12 protein-coding genes and 1 tRNA gene are annotated in these 12,007 nt (G+C 63.2%); 1 reads left to right on the top strand and 12 read right to left on the bottom strand.

The window, feature by feature from the left end; genetic code table 11:
• Positions 1-5: 5 nt before the first annotated feature.
• From WFP39_RS00500 to ahcY, 5 genes are all read right to left on the bottom strand, one after another.
• Positions 6-725, bottom strand: coding sequence for a nucleotidyltransferase family protein (locus tag WFP39_RS00500; protein WP_336917140.1), 720 nt, complete (start codon positions 723-725; stop codon positions 6-8).
• A complete protein-coding gene (locus WFP39_RS00495; protein WP_336917138.1) occupies positions 722-1,702 on the bottom strand; it encodes an aminoglycoside phosphotransferase family protein in 981 nt (326 codons plus the stop codon). The genes WFP39_RS00500 and WFP39_RS00495 overlap by 4 nt, the downstream gene beginning before the upstream one ends.
• Positions 1,699-2,142, bottom strand: a complete 444-nt coding sequence (tsaE, locus tag WFP39_RS00490) for a tRNA (adenosine(37)-N6)-threonylcarbamoyltransferase complex ATPase subunit type 1 TsaE (RefSeq protein ID WP_336917137.1) — start codon at positions 2,140-2,142, stop codon at positions 1,699-1,701. The genes WFP39_RS00495 and tsaE overlap by 4 nt, the downstream gene beginning before the upstream one ends.
• Positions 2,139-4,481, bottom strand: a complete 2,343-nt coding sequence (locus WFP39_RS00485; RefSeq protein ID WP_336917136.1) for a PAS domain-containing sensor histidine kinase — start codon at positions 4,479-4,481, stop codon at positions 2,139-2,141. Before WFP39_RS00485 ends, tsaE begins: the two co-directional genes overlap by 4 nt.
• Positions 4,482-4,590: 109 nt before the next feature.
• Positions 4,591-6,015, bottom strand: a complete 1,425-nt coding sequence (gene ahcY / locus WFP39_RS00480) for an adenosylhomocysteinase (RefSeq protein ID WP_336917135.1) — start codon at positions 6,013-6,015, stop codon at positions 4,591-4,593.
• 154 nt (positions 6,016-6,169) lie between these two features.
• Between ahcY and WFP39_RS00475 the strand changes: the two genes are divergently transcribed.
• Positions 6,170-6,649, top strand: coding sequence for a peroxiredoxin (locus WFP39_RS00475; protein ID WP_336917134.1), 480 nt, complete (start codon positions 6,170-6,172; stop codon positions 6,647-6,649).
• A gap of 66 nt (positions 6,650-6,715) precedes the next feature.
• Here WFP39_RS00475 and WFP39_RS00470 read toward each other — a convergent pair whose 3' ends face one another.
• The 7 genes from WFP39_RS00470 to WFP39_RS00440 form a co-directional block, all read right to left on the bottom strand.
• Positions 6,716-7,288: a DUF1993 domain-containing protein gene (locus WFP39_RS00470; RefSeq protein WP_336917133.1), complete on the bottom strand. Its 573-nt coding sequence runs from the start codon at positions 7,286-7,288 to the stop codon at positions 6,716-6,718.
• Positions 7,285-8,577 (bottom strand): UDP-N-acetylglucosamine 1-carboxyvinyltransferase, encoded by a 1,293-nt coding sequence (locus tag WFP39_RS00465; RefSeq protein WP_336917132.1) that lies wholly within the window; start codon positions 8,575-8,577, stop codon positions 7,285-7,287. The genes WFP39_RS00470 and WFP39_RS00465 overlap by 4 nt, the downstream gene beginning before the upstream one ends.
• Positions 8,578-8,616: 39 nt before the next feature.
• Complete coding sequence (gene folE, locus WFP39_RS00460) at positions 8,617-9,231, bottom strand: GTP cyclohydrolase I FolE (protein WP_336917518.1); 615 nt, start codon at positions 9,229-9,231, stop codon at positions 8,617-8,619.
• Between the two features lie 2 nt (positions 9,232-9,233).
• Positions 9,234-10,769 (bottom strand): phospholipase D-like domain-containing protein, encoded by a 1,536-nt coding sequence (locus tag WFP39_RS00455; RefSeq protein WP_336917131.1) that lies wholly within the window; start codon positions 10,767-10,769, stop codon positions 9,234-9,236.
• A gap of 20 nt (positions 10,770-10,789) precedes the next feature.
• On the bottom strand, positions 10,790-11,278 hold the full coding sequence (locus WFP39_RS00450) for a hemerythrin domain-containing protein (protein WP_336917130.1): 489 nt from the start codon (positions 11,276-11,278) through the stop codon (positions 10,790-10,792).
• A gap of 105 nt (positions 11,279-11,383) precedes the next feature.
• Positions 11,384-11,460, bottom strand: a tRNA-Arg gene (locus tag WFP39_RS00445).
• A gap of 45 nt (positions 11,461-11,505) precedes the next feature.
• Positions 11,506-11,940: a (deoxy)nucleoside triphosphate pyrophosphohydrolase gene (locus WFP39_RS00440; protein ID WP_336917129.1), complete on the bottom strand. Its 435-nt coding sequence runs from the start codon at positions 11,938-11,940 to the stop codon at positions 11,506-11,508.
• Between the last annotated feature and the right edge of the window lie 67 nt (positions 11,941-12,007).

Raw genomic sequence — 12,007 nt, 5'->3', positions numbered from 1 at the left:
AGCGCCTAGCAATTGTCCGCCAGCGCCAGTTCGGTGGGCCGGATGGCGGCAGGCGTGCCGACTTCGAACCAGCGCCCGGTAAAGGCAAGGCCATACAGCCGCCCTTCCGCCATAGCACGGTCCCACAGCACATTGGTGGAAAACGGCCCCTGCGGTGCATCGCGAAGCAAGCGTTTGGAGACGAGCTGGATGCCGGTGAAGATATAGGGCGCGATCTTGCCCGATCTGCGGCGCGTCAGCCTGCCATAGGGATCCATGTGGAAATCGCCCTTGCCCACGAAGTTGCTGGCCCGCTTGTGCGCCACCAACAGCAGCAGCGCATCCATCCTCTCCGCGTCCCACCGCTCGGACAGATCCTGAAAGGCGTTTTTCGGCCCGTCGAGCCACAGATTGTCACTGTTGAGGCAGAAGAAAGGATCGGGCAGCAGGTGTTGCGCCTTGACCATGCCGCCGCCGGTTTCGAGCAGGCGCTCCCGCTCGTCCGAAATCGCAATGGCGGGCTTCTTGCGCTCGGCCAGATGCCCTTCGAGCACATCGGCAAAGTAATGCACATTCACCACCGCGCGGGCCACTCCGGCCTCGGCCAGCTTGTCAAGCGCGTGATCGATCAGGGGCTTTCCCGCCACCCGCACCATCGGCTTGGGCTGGCTGGCGGTGAGCGGGCGCATCCGCTTGCCAAGGCCCGCCGCCATCACCATCGCGGTGTCGGATGCGAGCCGGATCATTGCGTCAGGTCGCCGCGCCGCGCGCGCCATTCGGCAGGCACATTGGCATCGAACCACCGCGCCACGGGGCCAAGTGCAGGATGTGCCAGATCGCGCTCCATCGCCTCCCACACGCGCGGGATCAGCGAAAGGTAGCGCGGCTTGCTGTCACGCCGCCACAACCGCGTGAAAATGCCCACGATCTTGGCGTTGCGCTGCGCCCCCAGCACCGCGTAATCGGCCAAGAAGTCTTCCCCCGCATCGGCATGGGCGAGGTAGTAATCCAGCATCGCCTGTTCCAGTTCGGGTGATACGTCGCGGCGCGCATCCTGCAACAGCGAGACCAGATCATAGGCGGGATGCCCCACCAGCGCGTCCTGGAAATCGATGATGCCCTGCGCGCCATCAGGCATCAACATAATGTTTTCCGCATGGTAGTCGCGCAGCACGCACACGCCCGGATATTGGCGCGACATCACCGGGCGAAGCACCTCGCTCCACGCCGCAAGGAATCCCTCTTCGTCCACGTCAAGACCTGCAGCAGGGCAGAACCACTGGAAGAACAGCGCCACCTCGCGCAGATAGGTCGGCTCGTCATAGGGCGCAAACGGGCCGGGCGGGCAGCGGCGCAGCGCCAGCAGCGCATCGATCGCGGCGCGGTATGTTGCCTCTTCCGCCTCTGGATTCAATTCCAGCCAATCGCGCATCCGGTCGTGGCCGAAATCCTCGATCAGCACGAGGCCGCGGTCCAGGTCAGTCGCCAAAATCGCGGGGGCGCGCATACCCTGCTCCAGCAGCCAGTTGCCGACATGGAGGAACGGGCCGGGATCTTCGTGCGGCGGCGGCGCGTGCATCAGCATGGCGGTGGGGCGGCCCGCGCGGCGAATACGGAAATAGCGGCGGAAACTGGCATCGCCGGGCAAAGGCTCCGCGACAGCCCCGCCCCAGCCGGCGTTTGCAAGGAAGGAATCGATGCCGTCGGGCAATTGCGCGCTCATGGCATCCGCCCTAGCCAATCCGCCCCGCCTTCGACAATCGCCCACCGCCCTTCGCCGTGGATTTCCAGTGTGATCGACAGGCAACCCGCCTCCTGCGCAAAGCCTCCGGCACGGTCGGGCCATTCAGCCAGCAGCGCGGCACCTTCGCGGTAATCGTCCAGTCCCAGTTCTGCGGCCTCTGCCGGGTCATCCAGCCGGTAGAAATCGGCATGGATCACCGGCAAGCGCATGGCGGGTGCATCATAAACCTCGATAATCGTGAAGGTAGGCGACGGCACATCACCTGCGTGCCCCAGCGCGGCGAGGATCGCGCGCGACAAAGTGGTCTTGCCCGCGCCCAGCCCGCCACTGAGCGCCACCACATCACCCGCACGCAGGCGTGCCGCAATCCTCGCGCCAAAGGCCTGCATGGCCACAAGATCGGGCAAATGTTCGATCACGGCAGGCTGATGGTCACGGTGGTGCCCGCGCCCCTCTCGCTCTGAATATCCAGCCTCCCACCATGCGCCTCGATAAGCTGGCGCGAAAGCGGCAGGCCCAGCCCGCGCTTTTCCTTCCCGCTGCCATCGCGCGCCAGCCCGTAACCTTCCAGCGCGCGCGCCAGTTCGCCGGGGCGCATGCCGGGGCCGTTATCCGAGATGACCACACGCACGCCATTCTTGCGCCGCGCCAGCATCACCAGAATGCGACCCGATTTCTCAGGCACGGCGGCAATTGCATTGTCGAGGATATTGCCGATCGCGCGCCCCAGCTGACGCCGATCCGCCTGTATCTTGCCTGCACCCTTGTCTCCGCGCAGGTCGAGCGCGATGTCGCGCGCCTCGATCGCGTCTTCGCGTTCGCGCACAATGCCGGTGACAAAGGCAAGCACGTCCACCTCCTCCATCGCCATGGGAAGGAGGCCGGCCTCGCTTTGCGTCAGGTCAAGCACGCTTTCGATCTGCGATGTAAGCCGTTCAACCGAGGCAAGAATTGCAGCGACATAATCCTGCGCCTGCGGGGTCAATTCGCCCGCCACGCCCGATTGCAGCAATTCGGCAAACCCGCCGATGGAGGTGAGAGGTGTGCGGAATTCGTAGCTCATATTTGCCAGGAATCGCGTTTTGACCGCGTCGGCTTCTTCCAGCGCGGCGTTGCGTTCACGCAGCGCCGCCTCGGCCTTGGTCGAATCGGTCACATCCAGCACGGTAAGCAGGCCGTTGCCATCGGGAAGCGGGACCCCGGCAAATTCCAGCGTGCGCCCATCCGACAGCAGCACACGCCCGCCGCGCTGCTTGCGATCGAGCGTGGCCGCGCGGACCACCTCGCCAATCGCCGCGCGCTGGCCCGGACGCGCGAGCACCTGCATGATGCGGTCGAGCAGCGTGTCGATATGCGGGTGGCTGTCCATGAATTCCGCCTCGATCCCCCATATCTCTGGGAAGCGGCGGTTCCAGAGCTGGATGCGGCCATCGGGCGCAAACACGGCCAGCGATTCGAACAGGCTGTCGAACGTCGCCGTGCGGGTGCGCAGCAACGTGTCGCGGGTGGCGGACAGCGCCAGTTGTTCCGACCTGTCCTCTGCCACCAGAACCAGCCCGCCATCGGGCATGGGCTGCGCCACGATGCGCAGATGGGTGTTGTCCGACAGCGTCCATGCCTGTTCGCTGGGCGCATCGGCGCGGAACCAGCTGGCGAGTTCGCGCCGAAAGGCCGGAAAATCGCGCATTTCGGGCAGCCGCGCCTTATCCCGCGCCATGTCCAGAAAGCGATCGAAATCGGGCGGATCGATCTGCACCGATACCGGCAAAGCGAAAATGCGCATGAAGGGCTGGTTGATGAAGGTCAGCCGCCTGTCGGCATCGAACTGCGCGACACCCACCGAAAGCTGATCGAGCATCGAGCGCTGCGCCTCGCGGAAGGCGCGGAAAGCGCGGGCCTGCTCCTCCATCTCCTCGATGTCGATGGCATAGCCGGCCACACCTTCGTCGCCCAATGGCAGGTCGGACACGCGCAATGCACGCCGCTGGTTGCCGATGGTGGCCTGCACGATCCGTTCGACGGGCAGGTTGCGGTCGCGCGACTGGCGGGCGATCTGTGCGGCGGAGAGGCCATCCAGAGGCTCGATCAGTTCGATCTGCTGCTCCACCACGCTTTGCGCGCTGTCCGCCTCCACCGCCTTGACATAGGCGCTGTTGACCAGCCGCAGCGTCATGTCGGGCCCGCGAAACCACATCGGCATGGGCGCCGCTTCGATCAGGCCCACCAGAGCGGCAAAATCGTTGCGTGCACGCGCCGCCTCGGCCCGCAACCGAGCCAGTTCGCCCTGGCTTTCGGAAAAGTCGAACCACCACAGCAGCGCGGTGCCGGGCGCGGCCACGGCAGGATCGGCCTGCTGCCCACGGATCGCCAGGCTCTTGGTCGAACCTTGCGGGGTGAGGACAAGCTGAAACGGCGTCGCGGTTTTTTGCGTGCGGCGCACCGCTTCGCGCAAATCCGCCAGATCGAGGGGGGAAAGGCCGAAATCCTCTCCGCCCAGTTCGGACAGGAAACCCGGCATTTTCGCCATGCCCAGCCATGCCGCCAGCCGGTCCGGCCCTTCCAGCCGCCCGTCGCCGCGGACGAGCAAGGGGATCGCCGGGCAATCGTCGATCATCCGCGACAGCCGCCGTGCGGTGACGCGCGCGGCGCGCGCCGCGCGCGCCCGCTTTTGCGCGGCGACCACCACCCACACCGCGCCAAAGGTCCAGCCTGCCAGAAGCAGGCCGAGCAGCGCCATTGCAGAGGGGCTCAATTCCATGCTCTCACAGCTATGAGGCCCGCGCCGGGGATGCAACAGGGGCGCGCAAAAGGAAGCGGGCGTTCCCCCGCAAATCGGGGAAACGCCCGCAATATCGCGTCAATTGCAATCAGTAACGGTAATGATCGGGCTTGAACGGGCCGGACAGCGGCACACCGATATAATCGGCCTGCTTCTTGGTCAGCTTGGTCAATTGCACACCCAGCTTTGGCAGATGCAGCGCAGCCACCTTCTCGTCGAGGTGCTTTGGCAGGATATGCACTTCCTTGGAATAATCATGCCCACGCTGCCACAGTTCAATCTGTGCCAGCACCTGGTTGGTGAAGGAACAGCTCATCACGAAGCTGGGATGGCCGGTGGCGCAGCCCAGGTTCACCAGCCGGCCCTTCGCGAGAATGATAATGCTCTTGCCATCGGGGAAGGTGACGAGGTCTGTGCCCGGCTTGATTTCCTTCCAGGTGTAGTTCGCCAGCGCCGAAATCTGGATTTCGCTGTCAAAGTGGCCGATATTGCACACGATGCTCATCGGCTTCATCGCCATCATATGCTCGGCGGTGATCACATCCTCGTTGCCGGTGGCGGTCACGAAGATGTCGCAGCGCTTCACCGCTTCTTCCATGGTGACGACTTCATAACCTTCCATCGCGGCCTGAAGAGCGCAGATCGGGTCGATTTCGGTCACCATCACACGCGCGCCGCCCTGGCGCAGCGAATCGGCGCTGCCCTTGCCGACATCGCCAAAGCCGGCCACGCAGGCGACCTTGCCCGCCAGCATCACGTCGGTCGCACGGCGGATGGCGTCCACCAGCGATTCCTTGCAGCCATAGAGGTTGTCGAATTTCGACTTGGTGACGCTGTCGTTCACATTGATCGCGGGGAAAGGCAGCTTGCCGTTCTTGGCGATCTGGTAGAGGCGATGCACGCCGGTGGTGGTTTCTTCGGACACGCCGCGAATGTTCTTCACGGTCTTGGTCAGATAGCCGGGCTTCTTCGCCAGAAATTCCTTCAGCGCACGGACGAATTCGATTTCCTCGGCATTGCTCGGCTCGAACAGGTCCTCGCCCGCTTCGACCCGCGCACCCCAAAGGGCGAACATGGTGGCATCGCCGCCGTCGTCGAGGATCATGTTGCAGGTATCCTCCTCGCCCCAGTCGAAGATGCGGCCGACATAGTCCCAGTATTCGGCAAGGCTTTCGCCCTTGACCGCGAAGACGGGAATGCCGCGCGCGGCAATGGCGGCGGCGGCGTGATCCTGGGTCGAGAAGATGTTGCAGGTGGCCCAGCGCACATCGGCGCCCAGTTCCACCAGCGTTTCGATCAGAACCGCGGTCTGGATTGTCATGTGCAGCGAGCCGGTGATGCGCGCGCCGCGCAGCGGCTTGGCCGCGCCGAATTCCTCGCGCAGGGCCATCAGGCCGGGCATTTCGGTTTCGGCGATGTTGATCTCGTCCCGGCCGAATTCGGCAAGCGAGATGTCCTTGATGATGTAATCGGGCTGAGCAGCCAGAGTTGCCACGCGCACTTCTCCTGTCATGTGGGGGTGAAGCGTCGCCGGGGCTCCATGCAACGCGCTATTGGCACATGCACATAGAGCGCGCGCGCGTCCGCGACAAGCCCGCCATCCGCCTTGCACAAAGCCGCGCAAGCCTTATCTCTGCCGTGGACAGGGCCAAGGAAGGATACCTCACATGACGATTGCAAAAGGCGACAAGCTTCCCGACGTGACACTGGTGAAAGTCACCGAAGGCGGGCCGGAAAAGGTCAGCAGCGCCGAATATTTCGCGGGCAAGAAAGTGGCGCTGTTCGCGGTGCCGGGTGCCTTCACCCCCACCTGCTCGGCCAAGCACCTGCCCGGCTATGTCGAAAAGGCGGCTGAACTGAAGGCCAAGGGCGTGGACGAGATCGCCTGCACGGCGGTGAACGATGCCTTCGTGCTGGGCGCGTGGAACAAGGCCGGCGGATCGGATGACATCACCATGCTGGCCGATGGCAATGGCGAATTCGCAGCCGCGCTGGGCCTTGATGCCGATTTTTCGGGCTTTGGCATGGGCAAGCGTTCGCAGCGCTACTCGCTGATCGTGAATGACGGCGTGGTGGAAGAAGTGAACGTCGAAGGCCCCGGCGAATTCAAGGTATCCAGCGCCGAACATATGCTGGGGCAGCTGTAAGGCAGCCACCTTACGCAAACACAAAAAGGGCGGCCCCAGTGCCGCCCTTTTTCGATGGCTCTGTGCCTATTGTGCGGCGGGCATGGTTCCGGGCCGGATGTAGGGAACCATGTGCTGCACATAATCCGCCTTGCCCAGGGGCAAGCCCGTCATGCGCAGGATGCAATAAGCGGCCATCAGATGAAAATAGAACTGCGGTAACGCCCAGTCCCGCACATATTGTTCTACCGTCAGGTCGAACACGATGCCCATGGGCAAAGCGTGCTCAAGGGGGGATTGCGGATCGGTTTCGGCCGGCAAAGTCGCCCCGGCCTGTTCAACCAGTTCGATCGTCTGGGTCAGGCGCAGCCGGGTATCGGCGAACGTGCCCGGATTCTCCCCGGCCTCGCGCCCTTCGGCCAATAATTCATCAACCAGTGGCGGAAACGGCGCACGGGCCAGCCGGTGGATACCTTCCAGTGCCTGAACGCAGGTAAACCGCACCTGCGTTGCCAGCGGGAACATATCGGGCGCCAGGCGCGCTGCCATCAGGCGATCCGCGTCTTCTGGCTTCATTCGCTGCTGCGCCTTGTCCAGCCACCCCGCCATCGCAATCAGCATGTCGCCATAGGTGGGCACCAGCGTGTTCTGCGGGGTCATGCGCCCCACTCGACATTCACGCCCAGCGAATCGATATTGGGCACGAAATTGGGATGCGCGCGGCGGATCGGGTCGGCGTCCAGAATGGTCGATTCGCCCTCGATGCTCGCGGCCACCATCAGCAGGGCAATCGCCACGCGGATGATATAGGGGCTGGTCACTGTCGCCGGCACCAGCCGGTCACCGCCAAAGGTAATCAGGCGGTGCGGATCGCATAGCAACGTGTGCGCACCGAACAGGCTGAGTTCGGTATGCCAGGTGAGGCCGCCTTCATAGACCTTGTTCCAGAACATGGTCTGCCCCTTGGCCTTCACGCCCAGCGCAATGAAGATCGGCAGAAGGTCGGCGGGGATATAGGGCCAGGGCGCGGCTTCCACCTTTGTGATCAGGTGGCTCGTGAAATTGGCTTGCACAACCAGCTGTTCGGGCGCTTGCAGGCGCGACCAACCATCCTTGTGCTCCACCTCGGCCCCGAATTTTTCAAAAGTCCGGTCGATCAGCATGAAGTTTTCCGGCTGCGAATTGCGCACCGAAATATCGCCGCCCGTTACCGCCGCCAGCGCAAGGAAAGTCGCGACCTCGTGGAAATCCTCCACGAAGGTGTAATCCGCGCCGTGCAGCTCCACCCCGCCTTCGACCGAGACCATGCTGGTCCCCTTGCCCTTGATCCGCGCGCCCATCGCTTCGAGGAAGGCGCACATTTCCTGCACATGCGGCTCGCAGGCGGCGTTGACGATCTGACTGGTGCCGTTGGCGGTCAGCGCGCTGATGATGAAGTTTTCGGTGGTGGTGACGCTGGCATATTCCAGCCACATCCGCGTCCCCTCGCCCCGATCCTTCTTGCGAAAAACGATGTTCTTGCCTTCGTTCGAAACTTCCGCGCCGAACGCCTTGAACACGGCCACATGCGGATCGATCTCGCGCGCGCCCAGCGTGCAGCCCTTCACCTCGTTTTCAAGCCGGGCTTCGCCCAGACGGGCCAGCAGGCCGGGGATCATCATTATGCTCGCGCGCATGGCCTGCGGCAGGGTCGCGCGCGCGCCGGGCGAGATCGTGCTGTGGTCGATCTCCAGCACCTTGGCCGCCTTGTCCCAATGCACCGTACTGCCCAGTTCGCGGAAGAAATCGTGGATTCGCGTGACATCGGTGATTTCGGGCACGTTGCGCAAGGTGATAGGCGCATCGGTCAAAAGCGTCGCGCACAGCACGGGCAGCACCGCATTCTTGTTGGCCGAAGGATCAATTCGCCCACGCAGAGGCCGTCCCCCGCGCACATACAAAGCCGTCATGTCGTCTCTTTCAAACCCCGATAAACCCGTCTGTGCAGGTCAGTACCCCATCAGTTTCAGCACTTCGCCCCGGCTCTTGTCGTCGCGGCGGAACAGGCCCATCACGCGGCTGGTCACCATGTTGACGCCCGGCGTGCGCACGCCGCGCGCAGTCATGCAGGCATGGCTCGCCTCGATCACCACCGCCACGCCGCGCGGTTCGAGGTGATTCCAGATACATTCCGCCACTTCCGCGGTCAGCCGTTCCTGAATCTGCAACCGGCGGGCATAGCCGTGCAGCACGCGCGCCAGCTTGGAAATGCCCACCACGCGGTTGGTGGGCAGATAGGCAATCGCCGCCTTGCCGATGATCGGGGCCATATGATGTTCGCAGTGGCTCTGAAACGGAATGTCCTTGAGCACCACGATCTCGTCATATCCGCCCACTTCCTCGAACACGCGGGAAAGGTGCACGGCCGGATCCTCGCCATAGCCCTGGCAATATTCGCGCCACGCCCGCGCAACGCGCGCCGGCGTATCCAGCAGACCTTCGCGCGTTGGGTCATCGCCCGACCAGCGGATCAACGTGCGGATCGCGTCCTGCACATCATCGGGCACGATCAGCTTGCCGCGCTCGTCAAATTCCTCGTGATCGTGATCATGCCCGCAACCCATAGTCACTTATCCCGTCGTAGTTTGGCCGCCCGCCTGCGGGCCAGCCTGTTTCTGGCTCTCGCCAATAGGCTGCCCGGACGCAAAAGGCCACGCCTGCCTGATGATAAAGCGAACATCTCCTCCGGTGTTTCGGGATCGAGTATCTGGTTTGCGGCCAGCGCCTCCTCCACCTCGTTGTTGGCGGGGGGATGAAAGGGCCGCAGCCGGCACCCCTCCTCCCCGCCCAGAAGCGCGATCATCGCCGCCATTGACCCTGCCTTCTCCTCCAGCGCGGCCACCTCGTCAGGCGACAGACCGCAATGCTCGCCCAGCAGCGACAGGCGCAGATCGCGGATGGCAGGCGCGGCATGCCCGTTGCCGGGACGGCGCGCATCGATGAACACATCGCATTCGCTGTCCAGCCCCATCGAACGGTTGTTGAAATTGGCAGATCCGACGCGCAGCACTTCGTCATCCACGATCATCACCTTGGCATGGACATAGATCGGCGTGCCATTCGAATATGGCGCGTAGATGTGGAAGCGATCATTGCCGTCCAGTTCACGGATCGCCTCGATCAGCGTGGTGCGCGCAGTGTCCATTGCCAGACATTCCAGCCAGCCATCGGCGTTTGCCGGATGAACAATGATGACTTCCGGAGGATCGGGTTCGGCCAGCCGCTTGGCCAGCGCCTCGCATATGGCGCGGCTGGCGAAATACTGGTTTTCTGCGTAGATGAAGCGGCGAGCGCCAGCGATCTGGCGACGGAATAGCTCCTCCACCTCGGTGAGGGCGGACAGCCCACCATGTTCGGCGCGGCTGCGGGCAATGCCGATTTCCACATCCTCGAAATGCGGCGTCACCCCGTCTGGCCAGCATGATTCGCCTTCCGGCGTGCAACGAGGCAGGGGTTTGCCCCCGGCGTGTTCCCAGCGCGCATGACCCAGATCGGCGAGCGCCACTGCCACATCGCCTTCCATCATCAGGGCTGCATCGTGCCATGGGCCATAGGGCTTGCCACCCGGAGCGGTGCGACGCGGATCTTCGGCGCGGTGTTCGCGCGTGTCCCAGCGACCCTGCGTCATGTCGATCCCGCCGCACACCGCCAGCGTCTCGTCCATCACCACGATCTTCTGGTGGTGGCTGCACCCCACGGGATGCGCGGTATCGAACTTGAAATCGATGCGGCGGTGCGGTGCCCAGCGCGCCAGATCGAGCAGCATCGAGCCACGCGTCAGGAATTGCAGCGCGCCGATGCTCCATTTCAGAATACGGATTTCAAGGCGCGGATTGTGCCGCGCCAGCCAGACGACGAAACTGCCGAGGCGGCGGGGATATTGCGCGCGCAGCCCCTTGTGCCACCAGCGCCGCCCCTGGGCGAGGTGGATCCTTGTATCGAAATCCCACCCTATCATCAGAATGCGCTGGCGCGCCTTCAACATCGCCTGTTGCATGGTGGCGAAATATTCCTCGCCATCGATCAGCAGGCGTGCGCGCCGCGCGCGGGCATAACGCCACACGCCCGGTTCGGCTGAGAGAGAATCGCTGTCCTGAGCCACGGCGCCCCCGCTGCGGCAGCTTACTGCTTGGCGTCTTCCTTCTTTTCCGGCGTGACGGACGCATCGGCCTTTTCCGCGCGCTTGCGACGGTCAAATACCGCGCGAATATGCTGTTCGTCCTCGGCTGTCAGGTGCTTGGCAAAGTCGGGGAAGTGCTCTTCCTCCTCTTCTTCGATATGATGCAGGTAATCGTGGCGCAGCTGGCGGAACTTGGTCAGCCACGCGCCCGTCGCCATGCTGGTCGCCGCCAGATCGTTGAGCATTTCTTCAATCTCGTGATGCTCGGCCACCGAATGGCGCGTCTCGTCCGTAGTCGCGGGCTTGCGCATCATGGTGGAATAGAGCGCCTGCTCCTCGGCCGCGGCATGCGCCTTCAGCTCGATGGTAAGCTGTTCAAAGAGATCGCGCCGCTCGTCGCTCTCGCCATGCGTATGTTCCAGCCGCTGGAACAGCGCGCGGTGTTTGTCATGATCTTCCTTGAGGCGGGCAAAAATGTCGGTCTTGCTCATTGGGGGAGGACTCCTTGGCTTTGGCCGATCAACCAACCGGGCACACAAGAGTTCCCAAGGCCTCAGGAACACAAAACCCGCCCCTTGCAGGGACGGGTGTTGTGTTGGCGCGCCCGAAAGGATTCGAACCTCTGACCCCCAGATTCGTAGTCTGGTGCTCTATCCAGCTGAGCTACGGGCGCGCATTGGAGGGCGCCACATAGGGGGGCTTTTCCAGCTTGGCAAGCCTATTGACCAGCGATGGCATCAAGAATTTTCAGCCGTGAAAGCAGATCGCGGTCCATTGGCGCCAAGGGGAGGCCTGCGGCCTCGTCCAGCGTGAACCAGCCCCACTGCTGCCCGTCCAGCCCGGTGATGTCCCCGCCCCATTCGCGGCAGGTGTAAAGAAGCAATACAACCCCCGCATACCCGCTCTCGTGGCTTGCCTCATCCGCCAGAAACAAGGGGGACAGCTTCGTGGTTTCAATCCGGATACCAAGTTCCTCCGCGATCTCCCGAACTAGCGCAAATCGCGGATTTTCCGCAGATTCCAACTTGCCGCCGGGAAACTCCCAAAGGCCTGCATGATGTTTGTGAGGAAGACGCTGCTGCAACAACACACGAGCTCTGGCATCGCGCAATGCCAGCGCAACTACCGGTATCCATGTCGGAAAATCTTCCAACCCGAAGTCTCCTGTCAACTATTCGTTAGGGATTGGATGCGAGAATCCGGCCTATCAGATCGTATCG

The sequence above is a fragment of the Alteraurantiacibacter lauratis genome (assembly GCF_037154155.1).
Classification (GTDB): domain Bacteria; phylum Pseudomonadota; class Alphaproteobacteria; order Sphingomonadales; family Sphingomonadaceae; genus Alteraurantiacibacter; species Alteraurantiacibacter lauratis.
This window is presented reverse-complemented; position numbering and strand designations above follow the sequence as displayed.

What these genes read in the sequence shown, in the direction of transcription:
- WFP39_RS00495 (WP_336917138.1), bottom strand. Translation starts at nt 1,702, where the DNA reads ATGAGCGCGCAATTGCCCGACGGCATCGATTCCTTCCTTGCAAACGCC.
- folE (WP_336917518.1), bottom strand. Translation starts at nt 9,231, where the DNA reads ATGGGTTGCGGGCATGATCACGATCACGAGGAATTTGACGAGCGCGGC.
- WFP39_RS00500 (WP_336917140.1), bottom strand. Translation starts at nt 725, where the DNA reads ATGATCCGGCTCGCATCCGACACCGCGATGGTGATGGCGGCGGGCCTT.
- WFP39_RS00450 (WP_336917130.1), bottom strand. Translation starts at nt 11,278, where the DNA reads ATGAGCAAGACCGACATTTTTGCCCGCCTCAAGGAAGATCATGACAAA.
- WFP39_RS00485 (WP_336917136.1), bottom strand. Translation starts at nt 4,481, where the DNA reads ATGGAATTGAGCCCCTCTGCAATGGCGCTGCTCGGCCTGCTTCTGGCA.
- WFP39_RS00465 (WP_336917132.1), bottom strand. Translation starts at nt 8,577, where the DNA reads ATGACGGCTTTGTATGTGCGCGGGGGACGGCCTCTGCGTGGGCGAATT.
- WFP39_RS00475 (WP_336917134.1), top strand. Translation starts at nt 6,170, where the DNA reads ATGACGATTGCAAAAGGCGACAAGCTTCCCGACGTGACACTGGTGAAA.
- ahcY (WP_336917135.1), bottom strand. Translation starts at nt 6,015, where the DNA reads ATGACAGGAGAAGTGCGCGTGGCAACTCTGGCTGCTCAGCCCGATTAC.
- WFP39_RS00470 (WP_336917133.1), bottom strand. Translation starts at nt 7,288, where the DNA reads ATGACCCCGCAGAACACGCTGGTGCCCACCTATGGCGACATGCTGATT.